Below are 18,589 nucleotides of genomic sequence, written 5' to 3'. Positions count from 1 at the left end.
AAAATTGCCGAAATTGAAGTTTTAAAATTGACAGACTAAATAAAAATCAGCGCAAAAACGGGCGCCCCTAATACCATAGCAATACCGATAAAGATCATGGTTAAACTCGCTATTACGCCTTCTTGCTGACCAAGCTCAGTCGCTTTAGCCGCGCCGGCACCATGGGCGGAAGCTCCCAGTGCAACCCCTTTACCTAAAGAAGTACGAATGCGCATTAGTTTAAATAAGGGTTCGCACACTAACATCCCAATAATCCCCGTGATCAGTACCATCATAGCGGTCAGCTCTGGCACACCACCAAAGGCGCTCGTTGCCTCCATAGCAAAGGGGGTTGAAACCGAACGAACTAATAAACTTTTAGAAAGCTCGGCAGGTAAAGGAATAAATTTGACGAGCAACCACGTTGATATCATTCCCAAAAATAATCCAGCAACAACACCAAGGGTGATAGTGAGTGGATACTGACAGATTAATTTGCGCTCACGGTAAATAGGCAGTGCAAAAGCAATTGTTGCGGGAGCTAACATCGCCATCAACCAATGGGTATATTCAAAATAAGTGGGTAATGGAATGTTTAGATTAAACACCAGCAAAATGATCATCACAGGCGCAAATACTATGGGTGCAAGCCACCATACTTTATGGTGCTTGTATAAACTTTTAGCTCCGTAGTAACAAAATACCGTTAACAATAAACTGATTAAGGCTAAAACGGTTTGCGACATTAGAAAATCCATCACTTTTGAATCGGCCATGGCTAAACAACCTTAGCATGGCGACGAGCATGCTTTTTGATATTCAACTGGCGTTCAAAACGAAACACTCTATCCACAACAAAGCCCGTTCCCACCATCACACAGATACTCCCCATGACAAGCGTAAACATGATATTGACACCATACTGCTCAAACAGCCCTTCGTACTTGATAACCGATATCACAGGTGGAATAAAAAACAGTAATAGCTCACCAATTAACCAAGCAGCGCCAAGCTGTACAGCACGCTCAGGTATCAATTTTGATATAAGTAAAATCAATAAGATACCTAATCCTAGTACACTGCCAGGTAGGGGTAAGTGCGCCCAAATAGCAAACCAATGACAAGCAAGAGACAGTAAACAAAAGAGACCGATTTGGATTAACAGCAAAGCCCCATGACGACATCGACATATTGTGGCTTGTAGGAATGACATGATGTTCTCAATCAACACTAAATTTCTATAACACCATTTTACCGCTTGTCTATTCAATAAAAAAAATGAATATTAAGAATGTAATCCATGAATTTAAAGAATGAAGTTAACAGTGAGGCATAATGGATCTAAAGGTTATCCGCTATTTTATTGAAATTGTTGATGCGGGCGGTTTCGGTAAAGCCTGCGAAAAAGTGCACCTAACTCAGCCAGCGCTTTCTAAAGCCGTGCGTCAGTTAGAGGAAGAACTCGATCTCACCTTGCTTGAACGTGGCAAACGTGGCACCCAAGTTAAACTCACCCCAGCAGGAGAAGTTGTCTACCGCCACGGAAAAGACTTACTCGATGGCCGCAAACGCATGTTAGCGGAGCTTGCTGCGCAACGTAATTTAAGCGCAGGAGAGCTTAACCTCGGTTTAGCCCCCCTAGGCAGCGCCGAAATTTTTGCCCCCATCATTGCCAAATACCGCCAGCAGTACCCACAAATTGAAATGCATTTGCTCGTGCGTGGTGGTGTAGAACAAACTTCGGCGATTCAAAAAGGGGAAATAGAACTGGCTACCGGTATTATTGATTTCGATGATGGCTATGATGGTATCCGCGTATTTAACGATCCAATGGTGGTCGTGCTCCCCAAGGAAAATCCATTAGCCTCCAGAGAACATCTATTCATTACCGACTTAAACCATCAGCCCCAAGTGATGTTTGAAACTGAATATACACTTTATCAATTAGTTCTAACGGCTTGCCAAGCGGCAGGATTTACCCCTCAAAATATCACTCGAGTCAGCCAAGCTGATTTCGGCATTGCTTTAGTCGCGGCAGGAACGGGCATTATGGTGCTGCCACGCTCAATTGCGCGGCGCTACAGTGTCTCAGGGGTAGTCAATATTCCCCTAGCGAGTGACGAATTACGCTGGGAACTATCACTCTTCTGGCGTAAGGAGCAAGTTCTATCCTTTGCAGCCCAAGCCATGATCAATTTGGTTAAGAAACATTTGGCGAAAGCCTAATCGCCCCATAAAAAGTGATCTCACTTTGTTCTATCCAAGCTAATCCATTAGAGTGAAATTGCATAAATTCACAAAAACCTTAATAAGAGACACCATCAAAACAGGCCAGTTTTCACCGCGACAAAGGATAAATACAGATAACAATATCTATTTAACCAATGTTTAAATAAAAACATTAAACCAAATAGTTAATTGAAAAATATAAACTAAAATAAAATAAATTCTCTATAACAACCATTCAACCTCTTGAGTACAATTTAAACACAGCCCCTATTGGTTAAACCGTTTCTACGACCACCTTATGAAGCGCTCTTTTTTAAAATGAATTTATAGTCACATTTAAAGCATAATTATTGACACGCTAATTACTTATGCCTATAGTCGCCACACTGCACACTGATAGTGAAATCGACAAGAGAGTTTTAAATGAAAAAATCCATGTTATTAGGCGGCCTGACCTTAACTGCCACCTTGTTGTTAGCTGGATGCGGAAAAAGCGATGACGTGTTAGTCGTTGGTACTAATGCCGCCTTCCCTCCTTTTGAATATGTTGGCGGCCAAAGTGGCGATGAAATCAAAGGCTTTGATATCGATCTGGCCAAGCAAATCGCTAAAGATGCAGGCAAGACGCTCAAAGTCGAGAACATGAAGTTCGATTCACTGATCGTCGCACTCAATTCAGGCAAGATTGATTTTATCGCCTCAGGTATGACGATAACCGCTGAACGTCAAGCAAACGTCAACTTCTCTGACCCTTACTACGAAGCGACTCAAGTGGTACTCGTCAACAAAGATAACGATAGCATTCATACACTTGAAGATATTAAAGGCAAGCACTTTGCGGTGCAGTTAGGCACAACTGCTGACATTATGTCGAAAAAATACACCCAAAATATCACCGCCTTTAATACGGGTTTTGAAGCCATCATGGAGCTTAAAAATTCAAAGGTAGATTTAGTGTTATTCGACAGCGAACCTGCCGCTAACTATCTGGCTAAAAATCCTGAATTAAAGATGATCAAACTGGATTTTCCTGCTGAGTTTTATGGCTTTGCCGTGTCAAAAAAGCAACCAGAACTGCTAGCGAGCATCAATAAAACACTGGCTAACATGAAAGCTGACGGCCAATATCAGACGCTCGTTTCTACCCATATAAAGTGATATCAGCATGATAGACGCAATTAATACCTCGCTGTTTAGCCCGATTGGCGAAGATGGCATGATAGGCATGCTGCTGATATTAAATGGTTTAAAAGTGACGTTAGTCGTCACTTTCTTCGCCATGTTATTAGGCGCAGTGTTAGGCATTGGCACCACCTTTATGAAGATGTCGTCTAAGTGGTATATCCGCTTCCCCGCCAATCTTTATGTCGGTGTGATCCGTGGCACCCCAGTAGTTGTGCAATTAGTGATCCTTTACTTCATCGTGCTTTCAGCCTTAGATGTCGATAAGATCACTGCCGCCATTATCGCTTTTGGTCTCAATAGCGGCGCGTATATTTCTGAGATAATCCGCGCAGGGATTCAAGCCGTTGATAAAGGCCAAACCGAAGCGGCACGCTCACTTGGCTTGTCCCAAGCAATGACCATGAAGTCGATTATTCTGCCCCAAGCGATTAAGAATATTCTGCCAGCACTGGGTAATGAGTTTATCGTGCTCCTCAAAGAAACAGCCGTCATTGGCTTTATCGGTGGCGTCGACCTTATGCGCGCCGGTGAAATCATCCGTAGCCGTACCTTCGAGGACAGTGTGCCCTTATTTACCTGCGCACTCATCTACTTATTCCTAACCTACAGCTTCACGTTCGTGCTGTCGAAATTTGAAAAGAGGTTGAAACAAAGTGATTAAGATAACCAACCTACATAAAAACTTCGGCGATAACCAAGTGCTTAAGGGGATTAACGAGCATATTCGGCTCGGCGAAGTAGTAAGTGTGATAGGCCCTAGTGGCAGCGGCAAGAGTACCTTTTTGCGCTGTATCAATCTGTTAGAGCAGCCAAGCCAAGGCGATATCGAGATTGAAGGTCAATTGATCACAGCGCCAAACGCCTGCGTCGATAAACTGCGGCAAAAAGTGGGCATGGTGTTTCAAAACTTTAATCTGTTCCCCCATAAAACTGTCATCCAAAACATCACTTTAGCGCCCATTAGTCTAAAACTGATGACGCCAGATCAAGCCGAGACCAAAGCCCTCGACCTACTGGCACAGGTTGGTTTAAGTGACAAAGCCAATGCTTATCCCGCTAGTTTATCGGGCGGCCAAAAGCAAAGGGTCGCCATTGCCCGCGCATTGGCCATGGAACCAGACTTGATGCTATTTGATGAACCGACATCGGCACTCGATCCCGAAATGGTCGGGGATGTATTAGACGTGATGAAAGACTTAGCGCTAAAGGGCATGACCATGGTCATTGTCACCCACGAAATGGGCTTTGCGCGTGATGTATCCGATCGGGTGATCTTTATGGACGGCGGTTATGTAGTCGAATCTAGTCCGCCAGATGAGCTATTCACCCATCCGAAAGAAGCCCGTACCCAAGCATTTTTAAGCAAAGTATTGCGTTAGCTTAAGCGGCTTAAGTCCTGTCCCTCATGCTCACTGTCATGACCTTTATAAGTACGTTCAGTGAGCAAAGGATTCAAATTAGGATCCCAACATTCAACGTTCATGACAAAGACTAAATTAGACAAGTCAGGATACAATCATCTTTCACAACACCATAAAAATTATGCCTTTGAATTAATAGGTATTGAACTAAAGCTAAATAGCCGTTTATCTGTTCAGGGAGTTTATTGTCATTGTGTCTCCAGCGACACGCCATGAATATGTCCTTATAGGCTCGACGGCGACATCCATGTCGCCAACGCTCACTGGTGACCCAATGCCAATTTTAACTACCAGTTTTGCTATATATACGTAAAAAGCTAGTAGACATAAATAGGTTAGAATTCTTGCTCTAATCTATGATTTTCGAATTAAAATTGCTATGGATTAACGCCGCGCTCTGGACAAAGCGCAGCGTAGGTTTGTCCCAGAGCGCCTTGTTATGCGCTTGCCGCTTCACTTAAATCAATCTCCATTGGAATCTGATATGAATTTGTGTAAAGGCTAGCTTTAAATGATGCCCTCGGCGTGATCAGGACTTTTCCATCTTTTACTGAAATTGTACCGACCAGAGGAAATATATCCGATGGTCCCTTAAGATCAACAAACCTTTTAGTGAAAGTAGCACCTGTTTTGTGGTTAATGTATTTTACAAGCCCATGAGATGCTTCGCCATTTGGGCGTAATCTATATGAAACCAGAACCGAATATGACTTAGTATGTTTTGCCTTAACCGGAAGCTCGACCGCAGAACCAAATCTTTCCACCTCGTTTGAAGCAAGCTTGATTTTTTCGGTTTTTTCTATGCTCAACTTACAAAGGTGCTCAAGACACTCAAAGGTACTGCGAATTACAAATTGTTCAAGTTCGGACTCATTTAATGATTTTAATTTCTCAAAATTTACACCACAGTCTATATACCTAAGCCACTTTTCTGGTGTTCTATCAGAAAAAACCATCGTGCCTTCTGGAATAGCATTTGTGTAGTTTACATATAGGTGATCGAATTCTCCGAGGGATAATCCATTTGCACCAAGTATTGTGGCTATACGAGCACCCCAGTAATGAAGCAGCTTAGGAAATTTGAAAAAGCTAGAACAACTCGAAGGTAGACTTTTACCTGTCTCATATAGGGAGTCGCTAGCGTAATACCTAATATCTATTAATGCTTTTTCCATTTATATATCCGATCTCTCTTCACGCATAAGCCGAAAACAGCTGCTTTGTAGTGGATTGTTTTGCGGTAGCGTAGCAAAACAAGGAACAAAAAAGCCATCAGGCTGGTTTGCATTGTTATGTGTTACTCACAGAATGGACAAAATAGTTGTTCATGAAGTCTAGTGGATTAATATTGGAGCTAGGTAGTAGAACCGTAACTCTACCGTGCTTTTGACATTCTATTTCTTGGAAGCCACCTTCTGCTTTTAAAGTAGTGATTTCCAGATCGCTCCAGCCGCACCAAGGACAACATTTTATCTCAGCTTCAGTGATAGCAGCTATTTCCTGCTCCCAGTTACACTCTCCGCAATGGACTTTTCGAATCGTTCTGGCTTCTATGAGGTTTATTACTTTGGGTCTTTCGATCATTAAGATTCCCTTACACATAACGTTGGGTATAAGCGGATCCGCGTTAGCGAATAATAAATCAAGCCATCCATTTTAAACCAACAACATAATGCACTTTTGGTTTGCATTCAACCAGCGATGACTTTGTTAAGCAACTGAAATCATTCAGTTGTGCAGGGTGTCCATTGGAAGCAAGATATTCCGATAATACCTATTCTTGCTCCCAATTATCTCCTTCTCGGCGGCAAACATAGTCATAGTAAAGGGTGGAACCAAAGGGCTGAAATTCCATCTCAATGCCGTTTTCGTAATACTGACCATTTTCGCAGTCCATTCTGTCATTAAGTCGTACTAAGGCATCATGAATACCACCATGTCTAGCATTAATAAGCATCTTGACGAGAATCTCTCTTTGCTGGACAGTTAGTGACTTTAAGAACTCATTTATTTCTGAATTTTCCTGCCTGTTTGGATAGCTCCCTTCTTGCAAGACCCATTTTTCAAATACTCCATCATGTAACTGAGCAAACTCGTCAACAAAGCTTTTCCACAATTCAACTGAACTCATTTTTTCTCCTGAGAGCATAACGCAGTACCCATGCGCGTGAACTTGTGAATGCCGCGGGTCTCGAATGCCTCACTCTGTTATGTGTCTGCAGCTTCATTAAACAAAATCCTGTTTGAAAACGGATCTGTTACAGTAAAGCAACGATCGCCCCAAGGCGCATCTTCAATACTAGGTTTGTTGTATTTATATGGCTTAGAAGTCACATGAGCAAACAATTTATCAAGTTCACTCACATTCACAAAAATCTTACAGCCAGGAGTTTCAAATTTTTTTTGAAACTAATACCTGCTTTGATCACATTGTTTTTTACTTAAACCTGCTTAAAATGCTGCCATTGAATTTGTATTCCTTAATGATTTGGAGCCGTTACATGAGTGATTTAAGTTTCTTCGCCAAAAAGCGCTACACCACTAAGGCCTTTGATCCAACTAAGACGATTCCTGCGGAGAAAATAGCAGAAATCAAAACCTTATTGCAGTTCAGCCCATCTTCAACCAACTCACAGCCTTGGCATTTTGTATTAGCAAGCACGGCAGAGGGTAAAGCTCTAGTTGCCCAAGCAACTGAAAATTACGCCTTTAACACTCAAAAAATTCTTAATGCATCCCATGTTGTCGTGCTTTGTACTCGCACCCAGTTAGATGAAGCGCATTTGCTAAAAGTACTTGAGCAAGAAGCAAAAGATGGTCGGTTTGCTAATGAAGAAGCCAAGCAAGGTCAACATAATGGGCGCTCATTTTTTGCCAATATGCATAAATATGAACTGAAAGATGCCCAGCATTGGATGGAAAAACAAGTCTATTTAGCGTTGGGAACCTTAATGCTCGGCGCAAGCGTGTTAGATATTGATGCGTGTCCAATTGAAGGTTTTGATGCCACTAAACTGAACCAAGTTTTAGGTCTGCGGGAAAAAGGCCTATGTGCTTCAGTGGTCGTTGCCCTCGGTTATCGCTCAGAGGAAGACTTCAACGCTAAGTTACCTAAATCACGTTTAGCACAAGACGTTATCTTTACCGAGATCTAAAAACGGCTTAAGTTCTTCAAAGATGTCCTTGATTTAATTGAATTTAAATAAGGACATTTTTTATTATTGCGTTTGCTAATCTACAGCATTCCTCTTCTTATCGACTAATGCTTGCAAGTCGGAAGCGCGTTTAAGCCAGATTGCTCTACAATCCATCTTTGCCTACACTTTTGCTCTATGGCATAGTCTAAATGCAATCATATTTTTGTTGCACCTAGCGAATACCAATCCAACGCTGAAAAACAATAGCCTCAAAGCACAAGCTTTATAACACTGTTTTGCAAACAACAACATAGGATGGAAAAGTCAGTATGTTACTTGCTAAACCTTCGCTCAATGCAGAAGCACAATCGGCAAGATTATCCGCCACCAAAGGTGATAATCCACTGATTTGGCCCCTTCTCTCCGTATTGCAAGCCTCTAATCAAAGCTGGAAAATCCACCACCTCGCGACTGAATTACAAAGCAAAGGATTGATTCATCCACTGGATGAGAATCCAGGTAACGATTTGTTTAAGCGAAACTTCTTATTGATGAATGCCCTATTTGAGTTACAAGAAATCCTGCTTCCTCGGCAGTGGCTTCAAGTGAAGGCTATGGATATTCAAATTTTTCGTTTAGTACCATCCAACGTCAATCTACTGATGATGGAAGAAACATCGCTTAGAGAATATTACCTTGACTGGAACAACTACGACACAAGCGAAAACGTGGTCAGGGAGCTATTAGAAGCCTTCTGGACCAGTTACAAAAGCTATATTGGCCTTAACATTAACCTCATGAATAAAGGGCATGCTCTTAGCGTATTTGAATTAGATGAAAGCGCCACTGCGCGGGATATTCGCAAGCAATGGCGCCGCTTGGCCCTTAAGTGGCACCCCGATAGACCAGACGGCGATGCAGCAAGATTTCGTGAAGTCTGTGAGGCTTGGCAATCACTAAGGGATATAGCTTAGAAACGTGATGTAACCATTGCTAAGCCACGGTGATTTAGTCCTCTGTCATCTCTACCAATAAATGTGATCCTGTTTACAGTCTTGTAAATCTAAGGGGGAAACCTCCTGTGGGATCACAGATTTAGTCTAATATCCTCAACGCAATTCAGCGATAATTAAGTCTTCCAATTTAACCTGAAGCTATACGCCGACAGTGCGATATCCGTCTGGCTTCGATGATGAAGCTTAACTGATCTGTTTTAGGTTTATAATCACGCAGAATATCAATATCATTCATTCAATCTAACCGACTTTGAGGAAAATATGATTAAACCATTAACCTTGGCTGTAGCCTTCATTTTGGCACCACTAAGTGCATTTGCGGCCAACTTTACCGAAGGTACTCATTACACCCAAATTTCGGATAAAGCCCCTAGCGCTGAACCTAAGTTAACTGAGTTTTTCTCTTTCTATTGCCATAATTGCTTTAATATGGAAACTAATTATCTACCTGATATAAAAGCAAACTTAGATAAAAAAGTGGCATTTGATAGCAAACATGTCGACTTTATGAATAGCGATATTGGCACCGAAGTCATGCGCTCTTTGGCCGTGATCCAAAACGTTGATAATGTTGATAATAAAGATGCCTTAACCCATGCCATGTTTGCAGCAATCCAAGGTGAAGAAGGCGCAAACGGTCACGATCACAGTGCGCCAGGGCATAAACACGAGCCGCAAATCAACAACCGTGATGATATCAAACAAATATTTGCTAAATTTGGCATCGATGCCGCTAAATACGATGAACTTGCCGATAGTAAAAATACCAATGAAAAACTCGCTCTATGGCGCGCACAGCAAAATCAGTTCAAAGTAGAAAGTGTGCCCGCGTTTATTGTCAATGATAAATACGCTGTTAACTTAAGCAGTATCAAAACCTTAGATGAATTAATTAGCTTAATTAACTATCTTGCTATTGAAAAAGATGCCCAAGCACCTAAAAGTTCAGGCGGCAGTTTAACTTGGCTATTCCTCGCCTTTGCAGCAGTCATTGGATTAAGCCGCCAAAAGCGAATCCGTTAAGTAAAAAAATGGCCTCCAACGGAGGCCATCTCTTCTCAAGACCACAGATTACTGCCTAATAAATTCAATAATATGGGTTGCTGCCAGCACGATATGTACAATTAAAAAGCCAATAAAAGCCTGTGCACAAATAAGATGATAACCACGCCAGTCCATTGCGATTGGTGTACCTTGATATACAAACCACACAACACCAGTCAACCCCGTTGCGACCAGCAATAACATTCCAATGCCTTCAACCACACTGAATAACCCTTTGCCGCCCGCAACAGGGAACTTACCTTTGATTACACCAGCGATATCTTGTTTCAGTTGTGCCCAATCCCCCACTAGCCAACCAAAATACGAGCGCCATTTTCCATTGAAGGTATTGTGAAGTAAGAATAATAATGCAAGAACCGTACAGACCAATCCTAAGTAAACATGCAGGTAATCCCAAAAACTGGCATTTTTTCTCAGGCTTCGTCCTATAAAAATCCATGGGCTAGTACATACCAATACCGCACAGCAAGTCGCAAGCCACACATGTAAATGGGTTATCAATATACGAAACACGTTGCCGAATTTTACTGCCGCAGTCGGTTTATCCGTCATGATCCATGCCCTTAAACTTATAGCAAGCCACTTTTATGCTTGATGGATTTGCTCACCAAACTCGTTTACTTTCTGCCAATCTGTATATTCAACATTGGTAACTGGATCCGTCGGCCCCTTAGTTAACCACATAATAAAACGAATAATATTCCTATCTAAAGCGTTATAGCCTTGATAGTTCAAGTTACCACCAAACACTTGCAATAACTGAGGTCTCCAAGTCGTTTTGCTTAAAAAAGCCTGCATATAAGGATTAGTCTCAGGCGTATTTTTTTCCGGCTTACGCGCCACTAAGCTAACCGAGAAAAAACCACTTACTTTTTGTGTTAGTAGTTTTTGATGCTTTTGAATAAATTCATATAACGTCGGATTATGTTTACCATGGCGAATACTGGCGCCAATAATGATTTTGTCGAACGACTCCATTGCGGGCACAGCCTTAATATCGGCGATAACAACCGAATTGCCTAAGTCCTTAAGTTGCTGCGCTAGCTGATTAGTGATCTTACGGGTTTGACCGTGAACACTAGAGAAAATGATCAGAATTTTTTTCACTTTAGCCTCGATTCATCTCAACAAAAATAAGAAAAAGCGGCCTGAAAAATGATAGTGAAAGGCGGCTTAGATGGATAACGCAAAAAGCAAACAGCCTATTACGAGATTGCATACTAGGTGATTTAAATATCAATTTACATGAAATAGATCACGGGGTTAGCCCCATAGGGCTTATGCATACACAGTAATTTTAGCTTGCTCACAAAAATAGACTCGGTAATAAATTGAGAATTCAAAAATGACCTTGCATCGTTACCTCATAGTACGTCAATAGACTTACCATGATTCCGCAATTCACCTTAGCCAACGAGTATCAAAATTTAAGATTTCAACATAATAATCGTCAATAGATTGGGTTAATATAGCCAGAACCGTGATTAAGGATTCGCTATTATCTAAGCAAAATCAGCTTTGGTAAGACAATTCACTTAACTCCCTATATCAGCATACAAACAAGGATTGATTCGGATGAAGGACTCAGACATTTTAATGCTAGCAGAAGAAGGCGAGTCAGCATCCGAGGTATCCGCTCGCAAAAAAGCCCTGCTACTCGGTCGCCAATTAGGGCTCGCCAGTGAGCAAGAATATCGCCCCGCGAACGCTTCAATAGCCGAACGTGCAGAACATAGAGCCCGCAAGTTATCGAGCCAATATCAGGCCAATGTGGAAACCATTTTCGCCTTAGCCCTTAGTTACACCCACTCAGATGTCACTGGGGTCGATCTCGATCCCGATTGGAGTCATCAATTCTTCTTGATGGCGGAACAAATCCATAACCGTAAGATGCAAGATTTGTGGGCTCGGATATTGTCGAGCGAGATAGTGAATCCGGGAAACTTCAGTCTACGTACCTTAGCGCTGCTCAAGCAACTGACCCACAGGGAAGCACAAATTCTTGAAAAAGCCCTTGGCATGGCGGCTAAAGTGAATAATGAACAACGTCTTAAACTGATCAGTGGTTATCGGTTATCTGGGGGGATTGGGCAATACTTTAGAAAAAACACCACAGTAAATCTTGGCCTATCTCAATTTGGCCTGCCTTATTCCAGTATTTTGACCTTAGTTGATGCGGGTATTTTGCACAGTAGCGAGTTTGAAACTGGGCTTCTTAATAGCAAAACCCCAATCCAATTTACCATGCCTAGTATTCAAATGAAGTTAACACCTAAGAGCGGCCATTTACTATTCACTTATTATCGCTTAACCCCCATAGGTGATGAACTGGCTTTACTTGTACAACCCAAAACAGATCAAGAATACGTAAAAGCACTGCAACTACTATTTGCCAAAGATTTCAAAATAGAATAGGTATCACACCCTAAAAAGGAGCAAAAAGCTCCTTTTTAGCAAGGTAAAGGCTAAATGTTAAGCGACTGTCTTTGTCTTATCGGTATTGATGACATTGATCGCAGTTAAATAATCGATTAAGGCACGCACTTGGGTCGCTAAATCACCTTTGCTGGTATCTATGGTTAATTCCGCGGCCAGTGGTGCTTCATAGGGCGATGAAATCCCTGTAAAATTGCTGATCTCGCCACTGCGCGCTTTAACGTACAACCCCTTAGGATCCCGCTGTTCGCACACACTTAATGGCGTCGACACATGCACTTCAATGAACTGCCCCGCAGGAAAACGGGCGCGAATACCATCACGTTCTTCGCGAGTCGGTGATATAAAAGCAGATAACACCACAAGCCCCGCATCCACCATCAATTTAGCCACTTCGCCAACACGGCGCAGGTTCTCGTCACGGTCCTCAACCGTAAACCCTAAGTCTTTACACAGGCCATGGCGCACATTATCGCCATCGAGCAAATAAGTGTGGAATCCCGCCTCAAATAAGGCCCGCTCTAATGCACCAGCCAATGTTGACTTGCCCGCGCCAGAAAGTCCGGTAAACCAAAGTAGCACAGGGTTTTGACCTTTCTGCTCGGCTCTGGCGGCTTGGTCTACAGGATGTTGATGCCACACGATATTTGTCATAAAAACTCCTCAATCCCCATGTTGACTAACCGCTAACATAAGGGCTATAAACACAAGCTAATCACTAAAATGGAAAGATGATCGGCACCATAAATATCACTATCAGGGAATACAGCACAGATAACGGCAATCCAAGGCGGACAAAGTCACTAAAGCGATAATTACCCGCATTAAACACCATTAAGTTCGTTTGATAGCCATAGGGTGAAATAAAGCTCGCACTGGCACCAAAGACGACCGCCATAATAAAGGGTCTTGCATCGACACCATAATTAAGCGCAATCGCGTAGGCAATAGGGAACGCCAGCGCTGCCGCTGCGTTATTGGTCACCAGTTCAGTCAGTAACAAGGTCATAAAATACACACCTACAAAGGCACCAAAGACCCCATAACCATTGATTACACTCAATAATCCTTGGGCTAAGTTGTTCGCAAGGCCTGTACTCATCATCAAATTAGCAAGACCAAGTGCACTGCCAACAATGATGACAAGTTCAAATGGAAAACGGCGTTTCAGCTCAGACAGTGTGACAGCGCCGATGGCAAAATAACTCAGCAGCAATATCACTAAACCTTTAGCCAATGGCAATACGTCAGTAACACTCAGGACGATCGTTGCCGCAAAGCCCAGCAACACCCAGCGACCACGATGACTGTCTAAACGCACATTCAAATCTAAACCGCTGATCGCCGCAAACTCTGAACTTAGCTTTGCGCTATTGCTAAAACCATCACCTGGTGTCAATAACAACACATCACCGGGTTGCAGGATTATGTCACCAAGCCCACCCTTTAGTGGGTGATTTCCACGGCGAATAGCCATCACAGCCGCATCGAACTGCTCACGAAAACGCGTTGCTTTTAACGAACTGCCCACTAAACGAGATGATGGCGCGAGTACGGCTTCAACTAAATTTTGTCCCTTAGCTTGATGCTTACCAAACCAATCTAAACCATCGAATTGATGCAATAACTCGACCGATTCCACCGCGCCACTGAAACGCAGCACGTCGTCCGCTTGTAATACTAACTGGGGCGGCACAGGGCAAATACAAATGCCACTGCGTTCTAATTCAACGAGATATAACTTTTTCAGCGCCCTAAGTTTGTTATCCACCACACTGCGACCAACCAAGGACGAACCTTTCGCCACATGGGCTTCGAGCAAATAAGGTAGCGTTTCTTCGTTTGAATCTTCTCTTCTATCAGGCAGAATATTCGCCAGTAAGGTCAGTAACAGCATTCCAGCCACTAAAATAATCACAGCCACCGGCGTAAACTCGAAGAACCCTAAGGCGGGTAAGCCAGCGTTTTCTACAAAGGAGTTCACAATCAGGTTAGTCGAGGTACCAATCAGGGTCAGTGTGCCGCCTAAAATTGCCGCATAATTTAGTGGCAACAATAGCTTAGCTGGCGCGTGTGCCTGATTGCGGCGCACAACACCGATAAGCGATGCCACCACCGCAGTGTTGTTAGTGAAAGACGACAGCAAAGCCGTCGAAAAACCGAGTTTTGCCATTGTCATAGGCAAAGAACTATTACCTATGACTTGACTCAACTTTCCCAGCAAGGACGTTTTTTCTAACGCCGTCGCGGCCAACACCAACAGGACAAGTGTGACTAAGCCAATATTGGTAAAGCTTGTTAATGCGGTATCGAGCGCAACCATGCCCAAGAGATAACAGAGCAAAAATGCAAATAAAAACAATACCGCTGGGTTGATACGGCCGCTAATTAAGCCAGCCACAAGCCCTATCAAAATAATCGCTAATTGCCACAAGTCACTCACAAATTAAGCTCCAAGCTGAGTGATATCTATCGCTTGCCAATGGGGGAAGTGTTTACGCACTAAGGCATTAAACTCGACTTCAAAGGCACTAAATTGTGACGCTGTTTGCTTGTTAATATGTTGACCCGACACCACCATCACCGCGGCAACCGTCGCATTAGTAAGACGGTCGATTAAGATCATTCCGCCCGTATCACGCACTAACGAATAGGCATCAAATACTATGTCTTCGGTCAGTTCTAAGGTCACACGGGCAATCGCGTTTAACCCAAGCGTGTCCGTCGCACTGCGCGCTAAGGTGTTAACATCAACCACATAATCGATAGCTGTTACAGAGGCTTGCGTCTTCTTACCGGCCACTTTGATGTCGTATAACTGACCGAGTTGTAATGGCTTTTCATCCATCCACACTATATCAGCGCTGATCAGGTTAGCGACGGCGGGAGCTGAGTCGGGTTTTGCCAGTAAATCGCCACGGGAAATATCAATTTCATCTTCCAGCGTGATAGTCACAGCCTGGCCTGCAACCGCTTCCTCTAGATCACCATCGAAGGTGACAATACGTTCAACCTTGCTGCATTTACCCGATGGCAACGCGACTAACTCGTCGCCGACCTTGATGATGCCAGAGGCTAACGTGCCCGCAAAACCGCGAAAATCTAAGTGAGGACGCGACACATATTGCACAGGGAAACGCACGGGCAATGCACTGAGTTCGCGTTGAGTATCAATGGTTTCTAGCAGTTCAAGCAGTGTTCCGCCTTGATACCAGTCACTTTGGGTACTGCGCTCAACCACGTTGTCACCATTAAGCGCGGATAAGGGCACGAAGTGGATATCGAGATTACCGAAATCTTTAACGAAATCCGTAAAATCGGCACGAATACGATTGAATACTTGCTCATCAAACCCCAGCAAATCCATCTTATTCACGGCAACCACAAAGTGACGAATACCGAGTAATGACGCGATAAACGCATGGCGCTTAGTCTGAGTCTGCACGCCGTAGCGGGCATCGACTAAAATCACCGCTAAATCACAGGTCGATGCACCTGTCGCCATATTGCGAGTGTACTGCTCATGCCCTGGCGTATCGGCGATAATGAACTTGCGCTTATCACTTGAAAAATAACGGTAAGCCACATCGATTGTAATGCCCTGCTCGCGCTCTGCTTGCAGACCATCCACCAGCAAAGCTAAGTCAATCGCTTCACCTGTGGTGCCCATCTTAGCGCTGTCGCTTTTTAAGCTCGCCAATTGGTCTTCATAGATCTGCGCGCTATCGTGTAGCAGGCGGCCGATTAAGGTACTTTTGCCGTCATCCACACTGCCACAGGTTAAAAAGCGCAGTAAGCCTTTGTGTTGCTGCAGGGCTAGATATTCTTTCACACCATGGAGGGTAATTTCTGCCGCCATGAGATTGGTTTTATTGACCGCTTTGTCCATCTTATTCTCACTCTTGATCTGCTTGGCTGAAGGTCGCACTGACTAGCGCCACCTTCGCGAAATAGGGTTAACCCTGAAGATATTAGAAGTAGCCTTGACGCTTCTTCTGCTCCATCGAGGCACTTTGATCTGAGTCGATCAATCGGCCCTGGCGTTCGCTTGAACGGGTTAACAGCATTTCTTCAATAATCTTCTCTAGACTGTCGGCCTCGGAATGCATGGCGGCCGTGAGTGGGTAACAACCTAAGGTTCTAAAACGTACCACTTCTTCTTTAATCTGCTCGCCTTCGGCTAATTGCATCCGCTCGTCATCGGCCATGATTAACTGACCACCGCGCTCAACCACTTTACGTTTAGCTGCAAAGTACAGAGGCACTAACTCAATGTTTTCTTGATAGATATATTGCCAAATATCCAGCTCAGTCCAGTTAGATAACGGGAACACGCGAATACTTTCGCCCTTGTTCACTGCGCCGTTATAGGTGCGCCACAGTTCTGGACGTTGGTTTTTAGGATCCCATCTGTGGTGACGGTCGCGGAAAGAATACACGCGCTCTTTGGCGCGAGATTTTTCTTCATCGCGACGAGCCCCACCGAAAGCCGCATCGAAACCATATTGGTTAAGTGCTTGCTTTAAACCTTGGGTTTTCATGATGTCAGTGTGTTTCGCACTGCCATGGTCGAAGGGGTTAATCCCCTGCGCCAAACCTTCTGGGTTAATGTGCGTCAGTAACTCGAAGCCAAATTTCTTTGCCTGCGTATCACGAAACGCGATCATCTCTTTGAATTTCCAACCCGTATCGACATGCAGCAACGGAAACGGGATCTTGCCCGGATAAAAGGCTTTACGCGCTAAGTGCAACATAACGGAAGAATCTTTCCCGATGGAATACAACATCACAGGATTATCGAATTCGGCTGCAACTTCACGAATGATCTGGATGCTCTCGGCTTCCAGTTGTTGTAAGTGGCTTAGTTCACGCCCGGCCATACTATTCTCCGTTTACCTAAAATTTGCTGCATTGATACAGCATGATTACTTAATTTTATAATTTGCTAATTTATCGATACTTTTGCAGTCTGAGTCAGTTCATGTTGGTATTGTGCGTTGTCGATGGATTCTGGTGTGAACCAATTGAGCGTCTCAGAAAGCGCGACCACTTCACCTATGATCATCAAGGCTGGCATGTGTAATTCTGGATCGGCGGCAAGCTGTTCAAGCTCACCTAAACTGCCGATAAAACGACGTTGTTCATTCGTTGTGGCCTTTGACACTATCGCCACAGGTGTTTCTGGGCTTCGGCCCGCATCGACTAAACCTTGGCGAATAATGCTGGCGTTCAGAATCCCCATATACACGACTAAGGTATTGTTGGGATTAGCATAACCTTGCCAGTCCATAGGGCGACTCTCTAACTGACAATGGCCAGTGATAAAAGTGACGCCTTGGGCGTGGTCTCTGTGGGTTAGGGGAATTCCCGCATAGGCTGACGTGCCGCTGGCGGCGGTAATGCCGGGGATGACTTCAAACTCCACCCCAGCTTCAACTAAAGTTTGTAACTCTTCCCCCCCGCGGCCGAAAATAAAAGGATCGCCACCTTTAAGGCGAACCACATTTTTACGGGTGTAGGCTTTAGTGACGAGTAACTGATTAATCTCGTCCTGTGCGGCGCTATGCTTGCCCGCACGCTTACCTACAGCAATCTTCTCAGCGTCTTTGGGAATAAGATCGAGGATATCTTGGCTGACTAAAGCGTCGTATAGCACTGCATCGGCGGTTTTAAGGATACGCCATGCCTTTAACGTCAATAACTCAACGTCACCGGGACCAGCCCCCACCAGCCAGACTTTGCCTTTGGCCGCTTGGCCCGGTAAAGAGAAAATTTCCATCAGAATCCCCAAGATCACTTTAGTCTGTAGAAATATAGCGCGTCTTATATTCCATAATAAATAGATAATTATTAGTTTTTATATCATTTAGGAATATAACTAATATCATCATTAGGGAGCAACAACGGAAAAACAGGTCTATTTAAAATAAAATACAAGTAGAGATTAGGTAACACACTAAATTTAAATGATTTTTAATTTACAGCATTCATGGTAAACGCTATTGTGACAAGGGTATATCCATCATTTTGGCACTATGTTAGTGCGAAAAATTCTACCTAAATGTCATATTTTGAGGAAAACTCACTTTTGCTTAACCCAACTGATGCTGATGCAACTAAC

General features: G+C 43.6%; 20 protein-coding genes and 1 pseudogene. 8 read left to right on the top strand and 13 right to left on the bottom strand.

Annotated elements, in window-relative coordinates; genetic code table 11:
• Positions 1-35: 35 nt before the first annotated feature.
• Both SPUTW3181_RS04740 and SPUTW3181_RS04735 read right to left on the bottom strand, forming a co-directional pair.
• Positions 36-755: an LrgB family protein gene (locus SPUTW3181_RS04740; RefSeq protein WP_011788298.1), complete on the bottom strand. Its 720-nt coding sequence runs from the start codon at positions 753-755 to the stop codon at positions 36-38.
• 2 nt (positions 756-757) lie between these two features.
• Entirely contained in the window at positions 758-1,192 is a 435-nt protein-coding gene (locus tag SPUTW3181_RS04735; protein ID WP_011788297.1) for a CidA/LrgA family protein, read from the bottom strand.
• 122 nt (positions 1,193-1,314) lie between these two features.
• On the opposite strand from SPUTW3181_RS04735, the gene SPUTW3181_RS04730 reads away from it, so the two are divergent.
• From SPUTW3181_RS04730 to SPUTW3181_RS04715, 4 genes are all read left to right on the top strand, one after another.
• Complete coding sequence (locus SPUTW3181_RS04730; RefSeq protein WP_011788296.1) at positions 1,315-2,205, top strand: LysR family transcriptional regulator; 891 nt, start codon at positions 1,315-1,317, stop codon at positions 2,203-2,205.
• 426 nt (positions 2,206-2,631) lie between these two features.
• A complete protein-coding gene (locus SPUTW3181_RS04725; protein ID WP_011788295.1) occupies positions 2,632-3,366 on the top strand; it encodes a basic amino acid ABC transporter substrate-binding protein in 735 nt (244 codons plus the stop codon).
• Positions 3,367-3,373: 7 nt separating this feature from the next.
• Positions 3,374-4,054, top strand: coding sequence for an amino acid ABC transporter permease (locus SPUTW3181_RS04720; RefSeq protein ID WP_011788294.1), 681 nt, complete (start codon positions 3,374-3,376; stop codon positions 4,052-4,054).
• Entirely contained in the window at positions 4,047-4,772 is a 726-nt protein-coding gene (locus SPUTW3181_RS04715) for an amino acid ABC transporter ATP-binding protein (RefSeq protein WP_011788293.1), read from the top strand. The genes SPUTW3181_RS04720 and SPUTW3181_RS04715 overlap by 8 nt, the downstream gene beginning before the upstream one ends.
• 479 nt (positions 4,773-5,251) lie before the next feature.
• On the opposite strand, the gene SPUTW3181_RS04710 is transcribed toward SPUTW3181_RS04715, so the two are convergent.
• The 4 genes and pseudogenes from SPUTW3181_RS04710 to SPUTW3181_RS22070 all read right to left on the bottom strand — a co-directional run.
• Positions 5,252-5,989, bottom strand: coding sequence for a hypothetical protein (locus tag SPUTW3181_RS04710; RefSeq protein ID WP_011788292.1), 738 nt, complete (start codon positions 5,987-5,989; stop codon positions 5,252-5,254).
• Between the two features lie 115 nt (positions 5,990-6,104).
• Positions 6,105-6,398, bottom strand: coding sequence for a hypothetical protein (locus tag SPUTW3181_RS04705; protein ID WP_227498141.1), 294 nt, complete (start codon positions 6,396-6,398; stop codon positions 6,105-6,107).
• Between the two features lie 190 nt (positions 6,399-6,588).
• Complete coding sequence (locus SPUTW3181_RS04700) at positions 6,589-6,945, bottom strand: DUF6547 family protein (RefSeq protein WP_227498140.1); 357 nt, start codon at positions 6,943-6,945, stop codon at positions 6,589-6,591.
• A gap of 77 nt (positions 6,946-7,022) precedes the next feature.
• Positions 7,023-7,193, bottom strand: a pseudogene (locus SPUTW3181_RS22070) (glyoxalase superfamily protein); the annotation flags it as partial.
• 122 nt (positions 7,194-7,315) lie between these two features.
• Between SPUTW3181_RS22070 and SPUTW3181_RS04695 the strand changes: the two are divergent.
• The 3 genes from SPUTW3181_RS04695 (at position 7,316) to SPUTW3181_RS04685 (ending at position 9,990) form a co-directional block, all read left to right on the top strand.
• The gene (locus SPUTW3181_RS04695) at positions 7,316-7,969 is read left to right on the top strand and encodes an oxygen-insensitive NAD(P)H-dependent nitroreductase NfsB (protein WP_011788288.1); all 654 of its coding nucleotides are present in this window, start codon (positions 7,316-7,318) and stop codon (positions 7,967-7,969) included.
• 311 nt (positions 7,970-8,280) lie between these two features.
• The gene (locus tag SPUTW3181_RS04690) at positions 8,281-8,925 is read left to right on the top strand and encodes a DNA-J related domain-containing protein (protein WP_011788287.1); all 645 of its coding nucleotides are present in this window, start codon (positions 8,281-8,283) and stop codon (positions 8,923-8,925) included.
• Positions 8,926-9,228: 303 nt separating this feature from the next.
• Positions 9,229-9,990, top strand: coding sequence for a DsbA family protein (locus SPUTW3181_RS04685; RefSeq protein ID WP_011788286.1), 762 nt, complete (start codon positions 9,229-9,231; stop codon positions 9,988-9,990).
• 48 nt (positions 9,991-10,038) lie between these two features.
• Here SPUTW3181_RS04685 and SPUTW3181_RS04680 read toward each other — a convergent pair whose 3' ends face one another.
• Together SPUTW3181_RS04680 and hemG are read right to left on the bottom strand one after the other, a co-directional pair.
• Positions 10,039-10,584, bottom strand: coding sequence for a cytochrome b/b6 domain-containing protein (locus SPUTW3181_RS04680; protein ID WP_011788285.1), 546 nt, complete (start codon positions 10,582-10,584; stop codon positions 10,039-10,041).
• 33 nt (positions 10,585-10,617) lie between these two features.
• Entirely contained in the window at positions 10,618-11,139 is a 522-nt protein-coding gene (gene hemG, locus SPUTW3181_RS04675) for a menaquinone-dependent protoporphyrinogen IX dehydrogenase (RefSeq protein WP_011788284.1), read from the bottom strand.
• A 468-nt stretch (positions 11,140-11,607) separates the two neighbouring features.
• Here hemG and SPUTW3181_RS04670 point away from each other — a divergent pair, with 468 nt between their 5' ends.
• Complete coding sequence (locus SPUTW3181_RS04670) at positions 11,608-12,447, top strand: TIGR03899 family protein (protein ID WP_011788283.1); 840 nt, start codon at positions 11,608-11,610, stop codon at positions 12,445-12,447.
• A gap of 57 nt (positions 12,448-12,504) precedes the next feature.
• Here SPUTW3181_RS04670 and cysC read toward each other — a convergent pair whose 3' ends face one another.
• The 5 genes from cysC to cobA form a co-directional block, all read right to left on the bottom strand.
• Positions 12,505-13,122 carry an adenylyl-sulfate kinase gene (cysC, locus tag SPUTW3181_RS04665; RefSeq protein ID WP_011788282.1) on the bottom strand — a complete coding sequence of 206 codons (618 nt, stop codon included), beginning with the start codon at positions 13,120-13,122 and terminating at the stop codon, positions 12,505-12,507.
• Between the two features lie 64 nt (positions 13,123-13,186).
• A complete protein-coding gene (locus SPUTW3181_RS04660) occupies positions 13,187-14,911 on the bottom strand; it encodes an SLC13 family permease (RefSeq protein WP_011788281.1) in 1,725 nt (574 codons plus the stop codon).
• Between the two features lie 3 nt (positions 14,912-14,914).
• Complete coding sequence (gene cysN, locus SPUTW3181_RS04655; protein ID WP_011788280.1) at positions 14,915-16,357, bottom strand: sulfate adenylyltransferase subunit CysN; 1,443 nt, start codon at positions 16,355-16,357, stop codon at positions 14,915-14,917.
• A gap of 82 nt (positions 16,358-16,439) precedes the next feature.
• Positions 16,440-17,348, bottom strand: a complete 909-nt coding sequence (gene cysD, locus SPUTW3181_RS04650; protein ID WP_011788279.1) for a sulfate adenylyltransferase subunit CysD — start codon at positions 17,346-17,348, stop codon at positions 16,440-16,442.
• A gap of 65 nt (positions 17,349-17,413) precedes the next feature.
• The gene (gene cobA / locus SPUTW3181_RS04645) at positions 17,414-18,247 is read right to left on the bottom strand and encodes a uroporphyrinogen-III C-methyltransferase (protein ID WP_011788278.1); all 834 of its coding nucleotides are present in this window, start codon (positions 18,245-18,247) and stop codon (positions 17,414-17,416) included.
• Between the last annotated feature and the right edge of the window lie 342 nt (positions 18,248-18,589).

Source organism: Shewanella sp. W3-18-1 (assembly GCF_000015185.1).
GTDB lineage: Bacteria > Pseudomonadota > Gammaproteobacteria > Enterobacterales > Shewanellaceae > Shewanella > Shewanella putrefaciens.
Note: the sequence above shows the minus strand (reverse complement) of the source record. Positions and strands in the feature narration are given on the sequence as shown.